General features: G+C 36.7%; 20 protein-coding genes and 1 tRNA gene. 11 read left to right on the top strand and 10 right to left on the bottom strand.

The window, feature by feature from the left end; translation table 11 throughout:
• Positions 1-24: 24 nt before the first annotated feature.
• The 10 genes from BMS_RS03255 (at position 25) to recJ (ending at position 8,862) form a co-directional block, all read left to right on the top strand.
• Positions 25-468 carry a hypothetical protein gene (locus BMS_RS03255; protein WP_157868228.1) on the top strand — a complete coding sequence of 148 codons (444 nt, stop codon included), beginning with the start codon at positions 25-27 and terminating at the stop codon, positions 466-468.
• Positions 465-1,787, top strand: coding sequence for a response regulator (locus BMS_RS03250; RefSeq protein ID WP_014243358.1), 1,323 nt, complete (start codon positions 465-467; stop codon positions 1,785-1,787). Before BMS_RS03255 ends, BMS_RS03250 begins: the two co-directional genes overlap by 4 nt.
• A gap of 61 nt (positions 1,788-1,848) precedes the next feature.
• Positions 1,849-2,490 carry a class I SAM-dependent methyltransferase gene (locus tag BMS_RS03245; RefSeq protein WP_014243357.1) on the top strand — a complete coding sequence of 214 codons (642 nt, stop codon included), beginning with the start codon at positions 1,849-1,851 and terminating at the stop codon, positions 2,488-2,490.
• A gap of 48 nt (positions 2,491-2,538) precedes the next feature.
• Positions 2,539-2,925 (top strand): response regulator, encoded by a 387-nt coding sequence (locus BMS_RS03240; protein WP_014243356.1) that lies wholly within the window; start codon positions 2,539-2,541, stop codon positions 2,923-2,925.
• A complete protein-coding gene (locus BMS_RS03235; protein ID WP_014243355.1) occupies positions 2,922-3,314 on the top strand; it encodes a hypothetical protein in 393 nt (130 codons plus the stop codon). Before BMS_RS03240 ends, BMS_RS03235 begins: the two co-directional genes overlap by 4 nt.
• 88 nt (positions 3,315-3,402) lie before the next feature.
• Positions 3,403-3,705, top strand: coding sequence for a hypothetical protein (locus BMS_RS03230; protein ID WP_014243354.1), 303 nt, complete (start codon positions 3,403-3,405; stop codon positions 3,703-3,705).
• Between the two features lie 181 nt (positions 3,706-3,886).
• The gene (locus tag BMS_RS03225; RefSeq protein ID WP_014243353.1) at positions 3,887-4,891 is read left to right on the top strand and encodes a hypothetical protein; all 1,005 of its coding nucleotides are present in this window, start codon (positions 3,887-3,889) and stop codon (positions 4,889-4,891) included.
• Positions 4,892-5,093: 202 nt separating this feature from the next.
• On the top strand, positions 5,094-6,569 hold the full coding sequence (locus tag BMS_RS03220) for a coiled-coil domain-containing protein (protein ID WP_014243352.1): 1,476 nt from the start codon (positions 5,094-5,096) through the stop codon (positions 6,567-6,569).
• A 196-nt stretch (positions 6,570-6,765) separates the two neighbouring features.
• Entirely contained in the window at positions 6,766-7,014 is a 249-nt protein-coding gene (locus BMS_RS03215) for a hypothetical protein (protein ID WP_044557236.1), read from the top strand.
• A gap of 108 nt (positions 7,015-7,122) precedes the next feature.
• Entirely contained in the window at positions 7,123-8,862 is a 1,740-nt protein-coding gene (gene recJ / locus BMS_RS03210; RefSeq protein ID WP_014243350.1) for a single-stranded-DNA-specific exonuclease RecJ, read from the top strand.
• Between the two features lie 30 nt (positions 8,863-8,892).
• Here the strand turns inward: recJ and BMS_RS03205 are convergent, their stop codons facing one another.
• The 6 genes from BMS_RS03205 to BMS_RS03180 form a co-directional block, all read right to left on the bottom strand.
• Positions 8,893-9,429: a peptidylprolyl isomerase gene (locus BMS_RS03205; protein ID WP_014243349.1), complete on the bottom strand. Its 537-nt coding sequence runs from the start codon at positions 9,427-9,429 to the stop codon at positions 8,893-8,895.
• A gap of 14 nt (positions 9,430-9,443) precedes the next feature.
• Positions 9,444-10,196 carry a hypothetical protein gene (locus BMS_RS03200; RefSeq protein WP_014243348.1) on the bottom strand — a complete coding sequence of 251 codons (753 nt, stop codon included), beginning with the start codon at positions 10,194-10,196 and terminating at the stop codon, positions 9,444-9,446.
• A gap of 1 nt (position 10,197) precedes the next feature.
• Complete coding sequence (locus BMS_RS03195) at positions 10,198-11,529, bottom strand: Rossmann-fold NAD(P)-binding domain-containing protein (protein ID WP_014243347.1); 1,332 nt, start codon at positions 11,527-11,529, stop codon at positions 10,198-10,200.
• Between the two features lie 72 nt (positions 11,530-11,601).
• On the bottom strand, positions 11,602-12,060 hold the full coding sequence (locus tag BMS_RS03190) for a PilZ domain-containing protein (protein ID WP_014243346.1): 459 nt from the start codon (positions 12,058-12,060) through the stop codon (positions 11,602-11,604).
• A gap of 108 nt (positions 12,061-12,168) precedes the next feature.
• Positions 12,169-13,125: a ribosome small subunit-dependent GTPase A gene (rsgA, locus tag BMS_RS03185; RefSeq protein ID WP_014243345.1), complete on the bottom strand. Its 957-nt coding sequence runs from the start codon at positions 13,123-13,125 to the stop codon at positions 12,169-12,171.
• Positions 13,126-13,130: 5 nt separating this feature from the next.
• On the bottom strand, positions 13,131-14,462 hold the full coding sequence (locus BMS_RS03180) for an FAD-binding oxidoreductase (RefSeq protein ID WP_014243344.1): 1,332 nt from the start codon (positions 14,460-14,462) through the stop codon (positions 13,131-13,133).
• 150 nt (positions 14,463-14,612) lie between these two features.
• Here BMS_RS03180 and BMS_RS03175 point away from each other — a divergent pair.
• Positions 14,613-14,689: transfer RNA gene (locus BMS_RS03175), tRNA-Arg, on the top strand.
• Positions 14,690-14,969: 280 nt separating this feature from the next.
• Here the strand turns inward: BMS_RS03175 and BMS_RS03170 are convergent.
• The 4 genes from BMS_RS03170 to BMS_RS03155 all read right to left on the bottom strand — a co-directional run bounded on the left by BMS_RS03170 (position 14,970) and on the right by BMS_RS03155 (position 19,168).
• A complete protein-coding gene (locus BMS_RS03170) occupies positions 14,970-17,261 on the bottom strand; it encodes a hypothetical protein (protein WP_157868227.1) in 2,292 nt (763 codons plus the stop codon).
• Positions 17,262-17,431: 170 nt separating this feature from the next.
• Complete coding sequence (locus tag BMS_RS03165; RefSeq protein WP_014243342.1) at positions 17,432-18,190, bottom strand: tRNA-uridine aminocarboxypropyltransferase; 759 nt, start codon at positions 18,188-18,190, stop codon at positions 17,432-17,434.
• Positions 18,187-18,525 carry an arsenate reductase family protein gene (locus BMS_RS03160; RefSeq protein WP_014243341.1) on the bottom strand — a complete coding sequence of 113 codons (339 nt, stop codon included), beginning with the start codon at positions 18,523-18,525 and terminating at the stop codon, positions 18,187-18,189. Before BMS_RS03160 ends, BMS_RS03165 begins: the two co-directional genes overlap by 4 nt.
• Positions 18,518-19,168, bottom strand: coding sequence for a class I SAM-dependent methyltransferase (locus BMS_RS03155; RefSeq protein WP_014243340.1), 651 nt, complete (start codon positions 19,166-19,168; stop codon positions 18,518-18,520). Before BMS_RS03155 ends, BMS_RS03160 begins: the two co-directional genes overlap by 8 nt.
• Between the last annotated feature and the right edge of the window lie 7 nt (positions 19,169-19,175).

Genomic DNA, 19,175 nt, shown 5'->3' with positions numbered 1-19,175 from the left:
AGTTTTCCATTTAAAATGAGACTCATGAATGAAAACGCTGCTAAGAAAATATCATTATCAGATTCATTAGATTTGAAACAGTACCAAGAATTAAATTATGGAGTTGTTCTTAGAAACGACACTTCAGGTATTTCATTTCTAAGTGCTCAGTTCATTAAAATAAATGAACTGAGAGAGGACTCTGTTTGTCTATGTATCCCAAAGAATCTATGTCAGACGGGACACAATCTCTCAATTGCTTTCTTTAAAGAAACACCAAAGAGAATTGTAAAATTTCCGACACCAGAAAATCAAGAATCTATCACTATCATTGGAAAGGTAATAGATCAGCAAGTTGCTGATGAAGAAAAAATTTATATTGAAGTGAAGTTCACTCAGTATAAGGCCAATGAATGGAATGAGATCCTTAATGCATACTTAAAAAAGCAAGAAGGTATCACCTCTTTAATTGAGGAGGTGAAGAAATGATCTTTGAAGATATGAATCCAAAGAAAGTTGAACTTATAAAGTCTTACTTAGAAAATAAGAAGGCGTTGATTGTTGATAATAAAAAGACGACACGAACTACGCTTAAAAAGATTTTTACAAATTTTGGAATAAAGGTTCAACATATCTTTGTTGCCGATAATAATTCTGATGCTTGCGAAATTATTAATGACCTAAAAATTGATATTGTCTTTGCTGGATATGAAGTCCAAGGTCAGAAAGGAATAGATATTCTTAAAACTCATATGAATGTTTTTCCAAATAGACAAAACTCTATCTTCACTTTGATATCAGGGCCAAATAGTGTTGCCTCTTCATGTCTTGTTTTAGATACAGAAGCTGACGACTATATTGCTGAACCATTTACAGCAAAATCTCTTTCTGAGAGTTTTCTAAAAACTGTCGAGAGAAAGATGGAGAGAAGTCCTTTTTTAAACTTCTATCACGCAATTAAAGAAGCAATCTTTTTAAATAATCTAGATAGAGCTAAGACAATTCTCGAACCACTAAAGCAAAAACTAGATAATCTCGACGAGGTTTTCTATTTAGATGCGAGAATCAATCAAGAGGAAGGAAATATAGAAGAGGCACTCAAGTTATTTGAACAGAGTCTCGAAGTGAATCATGCTCACTACCTCTCTCTCCAAGCTCTAGCAACCGAATACTCGGATTTGAAGATGTGGAAGAAGGCCTATGATCATACGGCAAAGATTCTAAAGCACTACCCTATTAACCCTGATAATCTTCCAGAGTTAATTAGGCTATCAATTGCCAATCATCAATACGAAGACTTGATAAAATACGCAGAGTTCTTTAGATCTCTTGAAGTTCAATCACCGAGTATAAAAACTAATATTGCTGCAAGTTTAGTTATATGTAGTAAATTCTTTTTAAGAACTGGTGATAGACAAAAGGGAATCAAAACTCTCCTAGAAGCAGTGAAGTGCTCTTCAGGAAAGCTCTCCATTATAGAAAATATTATTATGACATTTATTGAATATAAGGAAGTAAAGCTTGGTTTCGATGTTCTTAGACAATTTGAATCTTTGCACGGAGACAACCCTCTCTATCAAAGTTTAGAAATTCAAATTGACTATTGTAACCAAGATATCAACAGTGTGCTTAAGAAAGGTATTCCACTAGCTGAGTCTGGTGCTGCAAGTATTCAAGTTTTTGAAGCTGTTATCTTAAGTTCGATTAAGGCCCAAAGAAAAACAAACTCAATTATTCACCTTATCGACAAGGCCGTTGCGAAGTACCCTGACTCATCAAAGCACTTTCAGTCTATGTATAAAGAGTAGATCTAATAGACAAAGCTAAATCTATATTTACTTTAAATATTTAAGTTCATATGATTTAGCTATGTCTAAACTAAGTTTATCAGATTTATCTAAACAACTCTCAAAACCAGAAGGAAAGACTGGCATTGAAGTAGCAAAGCAAATGAGTGAGAGCAATTTCACCATGATTGAGAGTGCATATAAGCATTTAAATATTACTCCATCAGATGAAGTACTTGAGCTTGGACATGGCAATGCTAGCTACTTAAGTAAACTAAGAGAGCAATATGGAAACTTTAAGTTTTATGGTCTTGAGGTCTCTAACCTCATGGTTGAGCAAGCAAAATTAAACGAATTTTTAAATTGTGAATTCGAATGCTTTGATGGAGAGATACTTCCACTAAGCGATCAATCTTTTGAAAAAGTCACTACTAGTAATACCATATATTTTTGGAGAGAACCTAAGAAGCTTATCTCTGAAGTTTTAAGAATTCTTAAACCTAGTGGCATTTTCTCCATAAGCTTTGCTGATAAAGAATTTATGAAAACACTCCCTTTTACTCAAGATAACTTTCAACTCTACTCCGTAGATGAGGTTTGCGCCCTATTTAAAAACGAGTTTGAATTACTCAACTCATGTACTCAAGTTGAAGAGGTTAAAAGTAAGGCGGGAGATTTAGTTCTTAGAACTTTTCACACTCTTAGTTTTAAGCCCAAAGTGTAATCTTTCACCCTTGCCTCAAATCACACTTTAAGGCTATATTTATAATCTATGGAAAATCTAGAACTTTTAATTGCAGACAGCGATCCAGATAGAAGAAATAACTTCTCCTCTAGACTTAGAGTTCAAGGCTATCAAATTGAGCAGTCATTAGAAGGATTTCAAACAATTCATCTTGTCGAAGAGAATAAGTACGCTGCCCTCATACTCATGGGAAACTTCCCCGACATGAGAGGATTAGAAATTCTCTCTCTAGCGAGAGCTGCTAAAAGCAAGGAAGAGCTTCCAATTATTTTTATCTCAAATGGAAAAGACCAAGAGGAAGTACTCACAGCTTTTGAGTATGGAGCTAATGATATTATTGTCTACTCAGATAAGTGCTTCGCTTCACTAATGGAAAAGCTCAAGAAGTATGTAAAGAGAAAGAAAGAAAAGTGATCGCTCTACTCTCTTCTCTTATTATCTTTATAAACTCTTCCACAATCGCTTCTGAACATCTGCTTATCTGCGATAATTTAAACTCAAATAAATATTTGAAAATTGCTCTAACAGATCAAGGTCAATACTTTACTCTTGAAACATTGAGTAAGGATGGCCACTGGGAACAGCTTACTTTTTTCTCTGATCTAGTTATCCCCTCATATGGTGTCCTTCGATTTAAAGACCAACAACAATGGCCTTGCAATAGTGGAACTTGTTATCGAAAGGAGTTTTTCTCTTTTGATAAAGACACTTTAAAATACTCTAAATATCTAAAATCAGACACATTTAATGAGAGAATTGATCTAAGCAGTACAACTTGTCTCTTTGACTTTCCCAACACATAGCTGCACCGCATCTATATTTTCTTCAGATGATTTTACATTCTGCAACAAAAAAGCTAGAAAAAGGAAAATTTATACATGGAGAATAGCAGTGAAAAAATTAGTTCTAGTTGCACTTTTATTTACAAGCACATCTTACGCTCAATATGAGTCATCAAATATTGATTTTGAAATGCCAATTGACGTAGACGGGAACTTTGCTGCATCCAACAATGGAAAGCAACTTACTTCTGCTCAAAGATTAAAACTCTTTAGAGAGCAACTTGAGAAAAGAAATGAGCTGATGGTTAAGAAGAAAATTGAAACGCTTAGATATAAGCAAGAACTCGAAATGATGAAGAAAATTCAAAATGCATTTAATCAATCGATGCAAAATTTAAATAATATTCAGTAAAAAATTTTAGCCGCATTTAAATGCGGCTTTTTTTTGTTCATAATTTTTACGGCCTTCCCTTTTTTTATACATATTGAAATTTAACTCGAATTACTTACCAATAACTTAGCTCAAAATTTTAGTGGCATCCTTTTTGTAATACATTTCTTCAGAGATATTATATTTAATAGGGAGAAATATCATGAAGAAACCAATTCTACTTGGGTTCACAGCACTTTGTGTTCTAAGCACACCCAATATTGTCGATCAATTCAGCTACTCTTCAGCAGAGAAATCTTTTAGAACTATTGCTTCAGATGGAAGAGAAGCCCATAACGCAGAAAAAGAGCCTACAGAAAATGAGGAAGAGACTCAAAACCTTAGTATTGATGGGGCAAGAGAAAGCTTATCAGCAATCATAGATAGACAGAGTAAAACTCGAGAATCCCTTAAGGAAATCAAAGAAATAACTGAACGTGAAAAAGAAGATATAGACGCGACTATTGCAGAAATAGATAAAGATCTAAAGAAGATCAAAGATCAAGTTAATAAGCATAAAGAAGAAAGTGATAAAGAAGAAGACGAACAAGCTATAGAAATATCAAAAGAAATTAGTAAGGAAGAAGAAAACCTAAGCGCTCTTAAAGAGGAAGTGGCTGCACTTAAAGTCATAAAAAGAGACGTCACTGTTTGTGAATTTAGAAATGAAATTGATGAATTAAGTGCACAAATCAAAGACCTTTTAAAAGACAAAGAGAAGGCCATTGCAAAGGTCGAAGAAGGTAAAGAAGAGAAGAAAGACAAAGAAGATAAGAAAGATAATGATCGTAAAGATTCACATAAGGAAGATAATGATCGTAAAGATTCACATAAGGAAGAAGCTAATTTTAGTAGATATCAACAACTTCTATCCATGGGAATGGTTTTTGGAAGAGGGTTTCAGCAATCTTTTCAGATGCCAGGAATCGGACACTTTACTAATCCATTTATGAATTTCAACCCAATGTTTACTTTTAATAATGGGAATTCTTCTTGGCTTAATCTTATGCAAAGAGACTTTTCAGGTGTTCAGAAGATGATAAACCACTCTTCTTCAAGAGTTGGAGAAAGTGCTACTTTTAATCAATTTGTAGGCGCTTCATCACACCTTTTCGTACCAAAGTTTAATAGAACAACTATTGAAGCTGAGACAATTAGCTTTAATTAATATCTCTCCCCCTATTATCAAAGGGCCTAAGCATAATAGCTTAGGTCCTTTTGAATAAATTTCACACACTGTCTATGTTTTAGACACTATCCCCAAAGTACTTTCAACCACTTACGCCGTGTTTTTTTGGCACATTTCTTGGAATTAATAAACTGAATTTAAAAATGAAAACTTTTTAATCAATTTATCTGGGAGAGATAATATGAAAAAGCCAGTAGCAAAAACACTCATTGCCTTAAGTATGTTTAGTGCAACTTTTGGAGCAGTAAAAGTATACCAAACTATTAACTACTCTAACTCTAGAACAATTGCTTCTTTAGAGAATCCAATCATTGCAGAGTATGCATCTGCAAAGTTTATTAAAGAGCAAAAAGTTAGAATGGAAGAAGTTACTTTAGAAATGAAAAACGCCAATGGTGACATGATTAAAGTAACAAAGAGACTAGTTGAAATAGAAACTAAGTTAGCGGCCCAAATGGAAAAGGGTGTAGCCTATTCAAATATTGCTGAGATTTCTAAATTAAAAAATGAATTAGCAAAAGCTAAGAGCGATAAAGTTGCCGTTGAAAAGAAAATGGAAGGATTAAAAGTTAAGCATAAAGAATCTATTGATAGCTTAACTAAAATAAATAACAAGCTGGCTAAAGAGTTCTTAAGCTCAGAAGAGGCAAAGAAAGAGTTAGCGAAGAAGATCTCGCAACTTGAAGCTTCAGGTAAAGCCAGTGCAGAAGAATTAGCAAAGCTAAGATCTAATCTTGAAGAAAAGAATAAGAAATCAAATGATTTAAATATTGCTCTTAATGAACTAAAGGCACAAGTAGATGCAAAGAATATCGCTTTGGCCCAAGCCGTTAGTGCAAATGATGATCTTAACAAAAGCGTTGAGGAATTGAACTCATCAATAGCGAAACTAAATGAAAGTATTAGTGAAAAAGATGAGAGAATTATTGAATTAGACACTTCACTTGTTTCTCTACAACAAGACCATAGTGATCTTAAATCGGCTAAAGAAGAGCTAGATCAAAGAATCGCTGAAATTACTCTTGTTTCTGAAATGCAAGAAGAGCAAATCCAAATGAAGGAAGAAGAGATCTCTCAAAAGAATGAAGAAATCACAAAGAGAGATGAGTCTATTCTAGAGAAGGACAATACTATTTCTTGCCAACAGCAAGAGATCAAAGTTAACACAGATAAGATAACTGAACTTCAGGCACTCATTAACGATAGTACTAAAGCGATCAAAGAATCAAAAGATGCTATTAAAACTCTAAAAGAAGAGAAAGAAGAAAGAGTTGCTAAAATTGAAAAACTCGAAAAGGAAAATAAGGCTTTCCAAAAAGAGAAAAAAGAATTTGATTACGTAGTACAAATGATGATGGCAAACTTCATGAGAATTCCACAGATGTTCTCAAGCTTTATGAACCAGAGTCAAATGGGATTTACTCCTAACTACTTAACGAATCCACTTACTGGGTATGGACAACAAATTCCTCAGATGAATAATGGCTTTGGTGGAACAGGAATGAAGATGTACGACCCATATGCGGCACCACAGTACATTACGAATAACTACTACCAACAGACGCAGCCATACGGTGGATTTAATAACGACTTCTCTATCAGAGAAATGTTTCAACCAGAGTCGTCAAGAAACCCAAGTGGATACTATAGCTTCTAATAATTAATCACTTACAAAAGGGGACTAATTCAGTCCCCTTTTTTATTCTAAAATTGACCAATTCATACCGGCACTTTTTTCCACTTTTTTCTAAATATTTCCTAACTATTCACGATTAGTTATATATCGCCTCTAAGGAAAGAGGTTGAAGACTTCAGGGATAGATGTTGCGAAATAGTACTTATGAGGAGTGAAAATGAAATCGGATATCATAACTAGAAAAGTAACTGAAAAAATACTTATAAAGAAATGCCACTGCTGTGGACATATATTAGAGACAGCTAAAGAAGCTAGTAAATGCCCAAGCTGTAAAAAGTCATTCCTACCAGCAAACTATTTTGGAAAAGTTCACGCAAAGAATTCAACTGACTTTAAGAACCTCTTTCTAAGCTCAGATGAACTCCATGAAGAGGATTTAATAAAGGGTATCAACGTACTCTGGTAAATATGAGGGCCTAAAGAGGCCCTTTTCTTTTTTATAATACCAATACTCAAGCTCTTAACGCGTATCTCAAAACGAGTCATTCTATAAGCCCTATGCTAGTATGACTTTATGCAAACGACACACACTACACATCATTCACAAAATCAAAAACCACAAACAACCCCAAAGTTTCATCCAGTGATTCAAAGAATCTTTGATAAGAGAGAAATGGGCCCAAAGGAAATTGCAGAGTTTCTCTCTTGGGATCTTAAATCCATGCCCTCTCTCACTTCTATGAAAGATGTCCAAAAAGCATCGACAAGAATTATTCAAGCGATTGAGAATAATGAGAAGATAGCAATTTATGGAGATTACGACGTAGATGGAACAACTTCATGTGCCCTTCTTTATCACTTCTTTAAAATGATTGATATTGAGGTTGGTCTCATTCAACCGAGTCGATTTATCGAGGGCTATGGAATACATCCACCTTCAATCGATAAAGCTCATGAAGAAGGATATAAAGTCGTCATTACTGTTGACTGCGGTATTACAAATAACGAAGCAGCAACAAGAGCGAAAGAGATTGGTATTGACCTCATTATTACGGATCACCACAAAGATGCTAGAGATGAGATGCCGGATGCCTTTGCTATCGTGAACCCAAATAGAAGAGACGAGCCTAAAGACTCTGAACTAAAAGCTCTTGCAGGAGTTACTGTAGGTTTTGCTCTTGCTGTTCAAATACGAGAGGATTTAATTGCAGCGGGTAGAAAGATTCCATCCCTCTATCCCCTTCTCCAATTTGCGGCCATTGGAACAATTTGTGACCTGGCAAAACTAAACCCTACAAATTTAAAGATTGTAAGACATGGTCTAAAACAAATTCCATCTACAGAATATCCAGGAATACGTGCATTCTTCTCTCCTGAAGAAAGAGAGAGAGGATTTGTTCCGTCAGAAAAGCTATCATTTAATATTGGGCCACTTATTAATTCAAAGGGACGACTAGATCATCCCGAGAAGGCCCTCCAATTACTTACAATTGAAGATGATAAGAAAGCTTTTGAGTACTACTCTCATTTAGAGATTTGTAATAATGAAAGAAAGTTTATTCAAGCCGAGGTTTTCAATTCCGCTAAAGAACAAGTTCTAAAAAACCTCAATGGAAGTGAGCATATTGTCTCAATCGTCTATTCTCCAGAGTGGCATGAGGGAGTTATCGGAATTGTTGCATCTAAATTAGTAGAGACTTTTAAAGTGCCGGCGATAGTATTTACCAATGCCGAAGAGAAGGGTGTGATAAAGGCCTCTGCAAGAAGTGCGGGAGACCTTAATCTCTTTGATTGTCTCAATGAAAATGCAGACCTCTTTTTAAAGTTTGGTGGTCATAAGGCTGCCGCAGGGCTTTCAATGCCTGTCGAAAACCTTTCTCAATTTAAAGAGAATATGCTCTCAACGATTGCGAAGCTTCCTGCAATCCAAAGAACTGTACAGAGCTATTATGATGTAGAGATTGGTCCTGAAGAAATTAATCCTAGACTCCTTAAAGAGCTAGAGCTTCTTGAACCATTTGGAATGGGAAATCAAAAACCAATTTTTAAAATGAAGGGATTTAGACTAGATAATTATGACATCTTAAAAGACGTCCATGTTAGATGGTCGCTAAGTTCTTTAAATGATCCTAGCACAAAACTCAAAGGAATTAGCTTTAACTACATTGGGAAATGGGGAATTGAAGACCCTCAAGATCTCTACAACGCTCAAGAGAGAAATGGTGATGAGCTAACTGCTTACTTCACTCTTGGGGTTAATCATTTTAGAGGTAATCAATATATTCAACTCATGATTGAGAGAATCGAGTTATAAAAAAGGCCCATTTAAATGGGCCATTTTTTTCTATCTTTTAACTGTTACTTTTTCCATTACAACATCTTCTACTGGTCTATCCATAGCACCTGTTGCTGTATTACCAATTTTATGAACAACGTCCATTCCGCTAGTAATCTTTCCAAAAACAGTATGTCTACCGTTAAGGTGTGGAGTTGGAACAAGTGTAATAAAGAATTGAGAACCGTTTGTCCCTGGACCAGCGTTGGCCATTGAGAAAATACCTTCACTGTCATGCTTTAGGTCTGCTCTACACTCATCTTCAAACTTATATCCTGGTCCACCCATTCCGTTACCATCTGGACAACCACCTTGGATCATGAAACCTGAAATAACTCTATGAAAAATTAGTCCATCATAATAAGGACCTTCTTTCTTAGTCTCTTGTCTTCCCTCAATTAGGTTAACAAAGTTCCACACTGTCTCTGGGCACTCTTTAGCATAGAGCTCAGCTTCAAACTCACCCATATTCGTTTGAAAGTGAATATTCACTCTTTCTAGGTCTTCTTTGTGATCTGATTTTTTTACGCTACCAAAACCGAACATATCATTCTCCTTAATTAAAAATCGACTAACTTAACCTTCCCCTTGAATTCAAAAGGCCTATCCTTAGGTAGGAAAAGTTGTATTTTTTGGTTTTTATTAAATACTCTATTGAGATCTATTATTGGTACTGCCACTAAGTTATTTTGATGATCGAATGGATTTAATAACTCATAACTTAAGAATTTAGCTCCAGGCACTCTTATTCCAACCTTCGCCAGGTAGTCTTTAAGCTCCACTCTATTGAGACAAAGAGAAATGAAAACAGGATGCCCAGTTCCAAACTTCTCACTCTTAGTAACCTTCTTTAACTTTTGCAAAGACTTCTTATTTGAAAGAGCGTCGTCAATCCAAATTAAATTTACAACATTATACTTAGGCTTTTGAAAATTTCTAATCCCCGCCTTTATCTTATCAAGAACGGTATAGAATATTTTCTCTTCATCTTTAAAAGGAATATAGCTCGCTTTGGCCATTTCTTTTTTTTCTTTAGAGTATTCATTGAACATTAACTGAAATTGAATGGCCTCTTCATAACTTAGAGCAAAGCTATCTCTTAAATTCTTTATATTAAGATAGCGAACTGGAAAGTTACGATGACAACTACCGGCCGAAGAGAAATTTGCCCAATTAGGAAGATCAGCTAAAAAGTATTGAATAACACCATTACCGTCTTCGTAGGTGCGCTCGTTTCTTCTCTCATAATTTTTCAATGTATATGAAGAACAAGACGATGCTAAAAATAATATCGTTAGAATTATATATTTCAATTTATGCTCTACTAAAAAAGTTCATAATCTCTCTTTCAATTAATGAGATTTTCTTAATCCCATTTGCAAGAGAGTTCTTTCCACCAAGACAACCATTTAGAGTGTAGAACCCAGGCTCTTTATGAGAATAGTCCTCAGCCGATGCTCCCGCTACTCCTTGCAACCCCGTTGCCAGAGAGCTTCCTCCCTTATGCCCAGTACATACAAAAATACTATCGCAAGCAAAGGTGGAGATTTGCTCTTCACTTTCTATGGCCCCGCTTCTAAAGCCTGTCGTTTCACAAGTCACAAAAATCCCCTCTCTATCAAGAAGGCGATCTATAGAAGTCACATTGCTGGCGGTAATTAAATTTAACTGACTCTTAGGCTCTTGTGGAGCTGGAGTCTTTGCTTTTATATGTGGCTCAAGATCTCTCCACTTAAAGAGATCCTCTTCAAATTTTCTTCTCGCAATCTGTAGCTTTTCAAAATACTTTTGAATATTTTCATAAGTCATCAGTGCGAGAGTACTATTCTCTTGCTCTGCCAAGAAGTCTCTAAAAGGCTGTCCTTGAGTTGTGACAAGAGAGACCATTCGCTCACGATCTTCTTCTAGCCACATATCCAACTCACAAAGAAGTAGAGCTGCTAGATGACCGTCCCCTACAATAACAATATGCTTAGAGCTTGCAGTGGCATCTTTATAATTTTCTAAACACTCTCTTCCATAGAAAGTCTTTGTTTCCGCGGCTAATTTCTCCTCATTCAGCGCAAATGACTGAGAAGGACCAATTGGATTTGCTTTAGAGTGAATTCCACTAGCATCAATAACTAAATCAAAATCTTCAAAAGACTCGACTGACTCATTGAGAGAATTCAAAACATCCTCTCCAAGTTTTTCAAAAACCTCTGGATTAGATTCTACTTGATTAAGTATACTGTGCTCAGGGTCTGTAGAATAAACAACCCTAAAGAGATCATGTAACCTAGATTTTCCAGGGACCTCTTCATTTAATGAAAGAAATCTCTTATGAACTCTTTCAACATTTCCTGGCTTAACAATAATCGATTGACTGCCCTTTTCCACAAGAGGCCTAAAGTACTTTTCAAAATACTCTTCGTTACTTGGAATATCAGAAAGCTCTATATTCAGTCCTAGAGACTCTCTTCCGTGCTTTGAAGTAATTTCCCCCCAACACTCTTCCAAAGAACTCTCACTGGCAAATGCATTTACTCTCTTGGCCATTCCGCCCAATTCTCCACGCGAAAATAAACTCACATGAGCACCTAATTGATCAAAATGAAGAGCGGCTTCTAGTCCGAGCGGACCACTGCCTAAAATAGCTATTTTCATGGACTTTTTCTATCACGATTGAATCATTCTTAAAAGAAAAGCCCCTTTGAAAGGGGCTAGATATTTTGATACTTACCTGAAGTAAACCTTGCGATCACCTTTATCAATTGCTGAGTGCTCAGCAAATGAGTACATAAACTCTATGAAGCTCTTCATAGCATTGAATGACGGTAGTGATTGATCAAACTCACACCCATATTGCATGTAGGTCATCCCATCTCTTCCGATATACTCTCTACCGTACTTAACATTAACAATTACAGGTATATAGCTTTCATTAGTGAAGTACATTCTCATACTGATTTCAGTATCTTTATCGAATTTAGTATCTCTATTTGCATCCCAAGGAATCTGAAAGAGGCAACCTTCGTGAGAGATATCCACAAGCTCAATCGGATAGATCACTCCAGATTGATCAATAACAGAGTATGCACCTAGAAAGTTTTGAAAGAGAATCCTCTCAAAATTTCTTCTCTTAAGCTCTACATTCTCTTTTCTCTTTTCAACAAAATCTAATACTTTATTGGTCATTTAGGTCTCCTAAAGATTTTTACATCAAGGAACCTATCGGTCAGGTGGGCCAAGAACTTAAGAATTATTAGTCAGAAGAACTCTCTAACCTACTGATATTATAATATCTCAGTACTTTTTCTGCCAAAATTCAAGGGCCGAAACCTCTTCATAAATTCTCTGAAAGGAATCGAGACGGCTATGAACGAGCTCCCCTTCAGGCGAATCTGGAGTATATTTAGACCAAAAAACACAGCCCTTCGAGTTTTCCAAGTGCTCACAATTTGAGAACTTACAATGAGAAGCGATCTCCTCTAAGTCGGGAAAGAGACTCAGTAGCTCCTCAGGGTCAACATCTTCAAGAGAAAAGGATCTGATTCCCGGAGAATCAATGGTGCAAAAACCATCCAGGTCGATAATCTCAGACCATGTAGTCGTGTGAGAACCCTTTCCAACTCTAGCGATAGTATTAGTCTTAAGCTGATACTTTCCCTCTGAGAGAGTATTGATTGTTGCGCTCTTTCCTACTCCTGATTGACCTAAGAAGATAGAGGTTCTATTGGAGATTTCTTCTTTTAATTCGCTATAACCTCGCTCTAAATAGCGTGGCTGATAATCTGGTTGTAGAGCTGAAATTTCAAAGCACTTTGCGCCAAGGCTCTTTAGCCTCTCCTCTTCAAATTTAATATCAAACTCTTCTTTAAATTCGTCCATCTTATTAAAGACGACTATTGGTCTAATCCCCCACTGACTAGCGCGCGCTAGGAATCGATCAATAAAGCCTCTCTTGTACTTAGGCTTAGACACTGAAGTTAGGATAATTAATAAATCACAATTGGCAGCAGTAACTTTCTTTCTCTGCTCCCTGACAATGATTCTAAAGATCTCACTCTCCCTTTCTTCAAGGGAAGTGATTTGAAACTCATCAGTCTCTTCAATCTTTTCTAATTGAACCCAATCTCCAACAACTAGAGTCTCACCTTTCTTTAAAAGGTTCCCAAGAGCGTTTGCCTTAACAACCTCCCCGGACTCTTCTAGTTTGCATTCAAATTGACGTTTATCTGATTTATAAATTCTAGCTCTCAACGTAGCTACTCCCTTAAGCTTAAAAAACCATTTGGAAAGAAAATATTCTCTGGGTCATGCTCTTCTTTCAAAACTTTAAACATTCTATAATGTGTTTTATTTAAAAATTTCTTTATAAATTTTTGTTTAATAATTCCTATTCCATGCTCAGCAAATGGTGAAGCTCTCAACTCACTCATTTGGTCATAGAGTTCCTCTAATTTTTGCTGGCAAGTATCTACTAATGACTTATCAGGCAGGAAGTTGAAATGTAAATGCCCATCACCAAAGTGACCAAATAAATTATAATCTATCCCTAGCCCTGAAAATTTTCTATAAAGATCTAATAGATTTTTAAAGTCCTTAGCTTCGACCTGAATATCTGTCCCCTTTTTCACAACACCCATGCGAGAGTTTCTCTCAAATGTGTATCTTGGAACATTCATTCTCAGCTCTGCGCACTTAGCCGCTGGAACTTCAAAGATATCTTCTTCACAAATAGTAGTGAACTTACTGATTAAGTCCTCGTAGACATTTTCAAAAGCGGCGCTTTTAACCTCTAAGAAAATGATATCTCCCTCATCCACAACTCTCTCATCAGGAGGTAGAACATCCATTGAGTTTGAATCGAGTAATTCACAAGAATAGATTCGATCTCTAAAACTTTGAACTCTCTCAAAGACTTCAAGATGACTTTGATAGTCCTCTTCCCACCTCGGAAGTTTAATAAAAATATAGGATCTCGCCTCTAGAGGAGTGGTCTCAAGAAGAGCTGAGGTGATAACCCCCAATTGCCCCTCTGTTCCAATTAAGAGATCTGTTTCTTTTTCCAACCTAGGAAAGGGAGCATTTTTAAAGGCCTTAAATTTATCATAGCTTTCTTGATACTTTAGAAGATCATCATTAGCAGCAAGAAGTGACTCTGCACTTAACCTAGAAATCTCCCCTAAATGATTAATATACTCTAGCTCTCTTACCTGATCCCTGAGTGTCCCAAAGCCAAAACAGCGCTCTCCTGTGGCTGAAGTTGCAAACCCCGCTAAGATAGAAGCGAGCTCCTCTGTGGGAGATGTTTTAATATCTCTCCCCTTAGAGTGGCAAAAGGCCTTAGCCTCTTTCCAGCAGACTGGCCCTATAACATGCAATCTATTTTCTTCATCTAGATGCATGGATTTAGGAAGCTCCGAGAGATTTACTAGCGAAAACTCTTCTACCCCTTGCTCCTGTAATACCTCTTCAATCCTGTCATAGGGAATAACCGTCGAAGTTTGAGAGCTAAAATAGAATGATGGAGTTTTACCTCGTATATGAGCTTGAAGCTGAGATAGTTCTCTAGGGGTTAATTTATTTAGTTTCATAATCGCTCTTCAATTAAATTTCATTTTCTCTAAGAACATTTTACAGGGAAAACTGTAAGCTTTGAATTTTTAATAATTTAAGCACCTAAAGAATCTTGACAACTACCTCTTTTTACCTTAATTTAAGTCTCCAATCCAATGAAAATAAACGGTTCCGTAGCTCAGCTGGATAGAGCATTCGCCTTCTAAGCGAATGGTCGCAGGTTCGAATCCTGCCGGGACCGCCATTTTTTTCCCAATACATTTTTTATAACGGCAGGATTTCCGCCCATGCAAATCGAAACTGACGTTTCGCTTTTCACAACGGTAAAGCGACCAGCAAATTGCTAACGCACTTTGACTGTGTCGCATGCCGGGACCGCCATTTTTTTTCCATTACATTTTTTATATCGGCAGGATTTCCGCCCATGCAAATCGAAACTGGCGTTTCGCTACTAGACATATTTCCACATAAAAAAAGCCAGTGAATAACACTGGCTCCCTACTTAACTTATATTTTCACAGTTCCTACTTATCTTCTTCAAGTAATTTATTAAAGCCAGACTTTAGATAGCGAACTGAAATCACCTTAAAGATTGAAACATCTTTATTCGCAACAATATCATCCTGAGCCTCACCATTCATAGCATTCGCTGCTTCTTGATTAGCGAGAACTTCATCAGCATTTAATCCGTCATTAGAACCTTCATTTTCAAGATCTAACTTAAACCCACCAGACGCTCTCTTTGACTTTCCGGCTGTCATTTTCAATTTCTCGTTTGCTGGCTGATCCTTAGCAACCTTCTTCTCTTTCTCTTCTGTGCCTTTACTTACTGGACCAAGAGCAGCTAGAACATCACTTGCCGATTGACCTGATCCGTTTAAGACAGATTGAGTATTCTTTCTAAGCTTGGCGAGAATTTTCTTATTAACCTTATCAAAGTCAATTGGTGCAGCTCCACTCTCTTCTCTAACTTTATTAAATTTTCTCTGTAACGATCTAAGCTTCTTTTCAACAGCTGGCTGATTTGAAGATAGCTCCACTAAACCATCTACTCCTGCAGAAGAAATATTGTCACTTCCTGTAATATCATCGGCAGCTGCCCCTGCGGCACCTGCGATTGCTCCAAAGCTTCCACCTAATCTAGCGAAGTCAGAACTTTTTGTAATTCCACTTTTAATAGATCCACAACCACTAGTTCCAGACTTATCAGCACACTGAACTTTTTCAGGCCCTAGTGAAAGCGCCTTATTCCCTTTTATCTTAAAAGGTATTTTTGAAGGAATAGAGATTTGACTTCCACTTAGAGAGTCAACTTTCTTCTGTCCCTGATTATTTAACTTATTGATAATTTCTTGAATTTTTTCTGAGTTTTCTTCCGCACTTTCTTGTATGTCTTTTGAGCCCTTAAAGGCAACCATAGAAAGTCCCGCAGCCGCTGTCCAAAGCATTGATCTATAACCCGGAGTTGCAATCATAGTATCGGCCCATGTTGAAGTGGCCTTATTAATTCCCATAAAGATTGCAACAGCAGAGCCTAGCATTAGAGTCATACTACTTGCATGGGTTGAAGGAATTAATAAATCGACACCTTTCTCAAGTGCAAACTTTAAACTCTCAGCAGTTGATTCGTTATTAGAATTTACCTCTAATTCAAACATTGAGTTTCTAAATTCATTAAAAGAGTCCACCGAAGTTGATGCAAGTTCACCTTGGAAGTAGCGACTCATATCTCTATTTCTTGCATATGAATTAATCTGTGTATCAAAATTAGTTTCATCAAACGCTAATTTATTGTTCAACTCATAGAATGGACTCGACTCTTCAATAAAGTTAGGTATAGCAAATCTATCTTGATACTTTCTAAGTTCTGTTTCTTTAACTACCTCAGCAATATAATTATCATTTAATGTTTGTCCAACTCCTGGAATCTTTATCCCTTCTTTTGCAAATTTCTCTAGAGCATCAGGTGTTGATGAACCAGCATCACCTAAAATAGAGAACGCTCCAGGAACACAAATAGCAACTTCAGTAGCACATAGAGCCGCTGTTGTTCCACATGCCGCTGCTGCTCCAGCACATGCAGCAGCAGTAGCAGGATTAGCAGCCTTTGTTGCTGCTTCAGCCTCAACAGCTGTACAAGCTTTAAAAAGTGCTGATGATTTCCCCTTAGATGGGGCCATAAAGTTCTTCACTCCCTCGAGAGCAGGGATAGATGCCTGAGCACAACCTACTCCACAAGTCGAGTCAGAAACAAACCATTCCTGAGACTTAACTAAGGCAAAAACAGCTGCCGCACCATAAGCTGCTGCTGCCGCCATTTGAATCATCGCCTTAGTCTTTGCAGTTTCTGCAATATCATCGTAACCCTTCTTTTGAGCTTCAAGCATCTCAATTTGAGTATCATTCTCTCCGTTTTCTTTAGATGTATAAGTAATTTTATCTTTCTCTTTCAAATCTTTAAATGCGTTAAAAGAAAAGAGCTCCGCTCCAATATAGACAGCTCCACCAGCTGCGGCCAAGAGAACATCCATTGGACGAGGCTGACATGCTGAAACGGCTTTAAATGTAAAAAAGCCCATTGAAATCATGGCCAAGTGATCAAGAAGAGCATTTGGTTTTTCATTCTTTAAATCAACACTTCCCGACTTTGTCGCTACCCCATCCTCATCTACAGAAACTCTATCGTTTGCAGCATAGGCCACTCCACTTAAGTGCTGTAGGTTTTGTACAGGAATCAAAACTTGCACCTGCAATAGTGCAAAAGTAAGTGTGTAAGTTAAAAAACATTTCGCTAAATAAGAGAATATAGTCTTCATGGGACTAACCATCCTTTTGTTCTATATAGTATTTATTTTATTCTACCTTTAACTGAGAGTTAAAAGAATTGGGTATATTCAGCCAATATTCAATAAATTTGGTAGGTTAGCCTAGTAAACCACTAAGGTTGTACTAGCAAGAAAGGTTGGCAATGAGGGCCATTAAGCCTCTAATCCACAAAAAGAGTACGAGTTTTCCATTTCACAGACTTACGACGCTTCTCATAGGGAGTGTGAGCGTTTCGTCTATAGGTCTGTCGATCGGGATCATTTTCACAGTGAAGCTGATATTGAACAAGAGCATCCAATGTATTTAATAAGCCTTCATGTTCACCCTGGAGATTTTCTATTCCCTGTTTTTGCAAATCATCTAAGAAGTAGTGAACAGACTCTATCGTAGAGAGACAGTACTCCATTGGTTGATGCTTTATCTCAAAGCGAGATCTCTTTGTAGGAGTGAAGCACACTCTAGGAAGATCTAGGAGATTATTAGAGAGCTTCATCATCTTCTTAGCACATGGCCAAGTTGCATCGATGATAAAAACAACAAGTCTCTTCTCTTTGTCGTAAGAGAATTTTTCCTCACTTATATTTACAGCGTTCTTACCTGGGTACATGACATAGCAAATATTTTTGGGATCATTTATAAGTTCATTCACTTCTTTATCGTGACTAAAGTCTATTCCCATAATCACTTGTGAATTTTTAAGACTTGCCTTGGTTAAACGACCTGTTCCCACTTTTTCTTTCTTAGCTTCCATAGGATGCATCAAAAGAACAAATCGAGTAGCAGTATCAAAGCTTTTAATTTCAGAACACAGACAAGAGTTCTCGGAGCGTCTACAATTAAGACAAGTCTTTCTTCGTTGAACCTCTTCAAACTTCTTTCTTTGCTTTTCTTTATTAGCTAGATACTGCTCTTTATTCATACTAATGAACCAAAAACTTCTTTATCAAAACCAAGACAGAGAGTCTTTCCATCTTGCTCGAGAATTGGTCTTTTAATAACGGAAGAGTTATCACAAATAAGCTTCACAACTTCAGCATCAGAAGCAGACTCAAATTCGTCTTTAAGTTTTCTATACGTTGTTCCTCTTTTATTAATAGGCCATTCACCGAAACTCTTCTTCCAATTCTTAATATCTTTTTCAGTCGGAGCAGTTTTCTTAAAATCAACGAAGCTAAACTCTACTCCACCTTCTTCTAAAAACTTCTTCGCTTTTTTTACAGTATCGCAATTTGGTATTCCGTACATTTTAATCATGGCCCAATCCTTTTTTAAAAATAACAACATTCTCTCTGGGAATCTCGAAATCAAGAGAGTACTTTCTAGCAATCCACTCACATGTAGATTCATTGAAGAACCTGACGTGAGTTGGGTCTTGATGATATCCCCATAGCTTAAATTTATCTATATCACTTGGGTAAAATGATGTCATCAACGCGATGACTCCGCCCTCTTTAACTAAATTGAGCATAGACTCAAGCCCTTCCCTCGTTTGATAAATATGCTCAATAACTTCCGTTGCAATGAGAAAGTCATAGCATTGCTCCAAGAGAGCTTCATCATTTTTAAAGAAGGGGTCATACTCAACTATTTCATAACCTTCTGGTCCTAAAATAGAACTTATTACAGGTCCTGGTCCACAGCCATAATCAATCCCACTCTCACCTTCTCGAATATATCTTCGGAGTGGAGAGAGAATTCTTTCCATAAACTCTTTGTACCTTTCATCATTTGAATTATTTTGGTGGAGGCGATAAACGTCTTGTTCTTGATCAGAGTTTAATAGGCATGACTCAGCTGCGAAAACTAAATGACATTCTTTACACTGGAAATAAGTCTTCTGCTTATTAGCGAAAAAGACTTGATCTTCATTTTTATTACAAAGAGGACATATATTCATGAGATGA

It is taken from the genome of Halobacteriovorax marinus SJ, assembly GCF_000210915.2.
In the GTDB taxonomy this organism is placed as follows: Bacteria; Bdellovibrionota; Bacteriovoracia; order Bacteriovoracales; family Bacteriovoracaceae; genus Halobacteriovorax; species Halobacteriovorax marinus.
The sequence above is the reverse complement of the archived record's forward strand: the minus strand, read 5'-3'. Positions and strand labels throughout refer to the sequence as shown.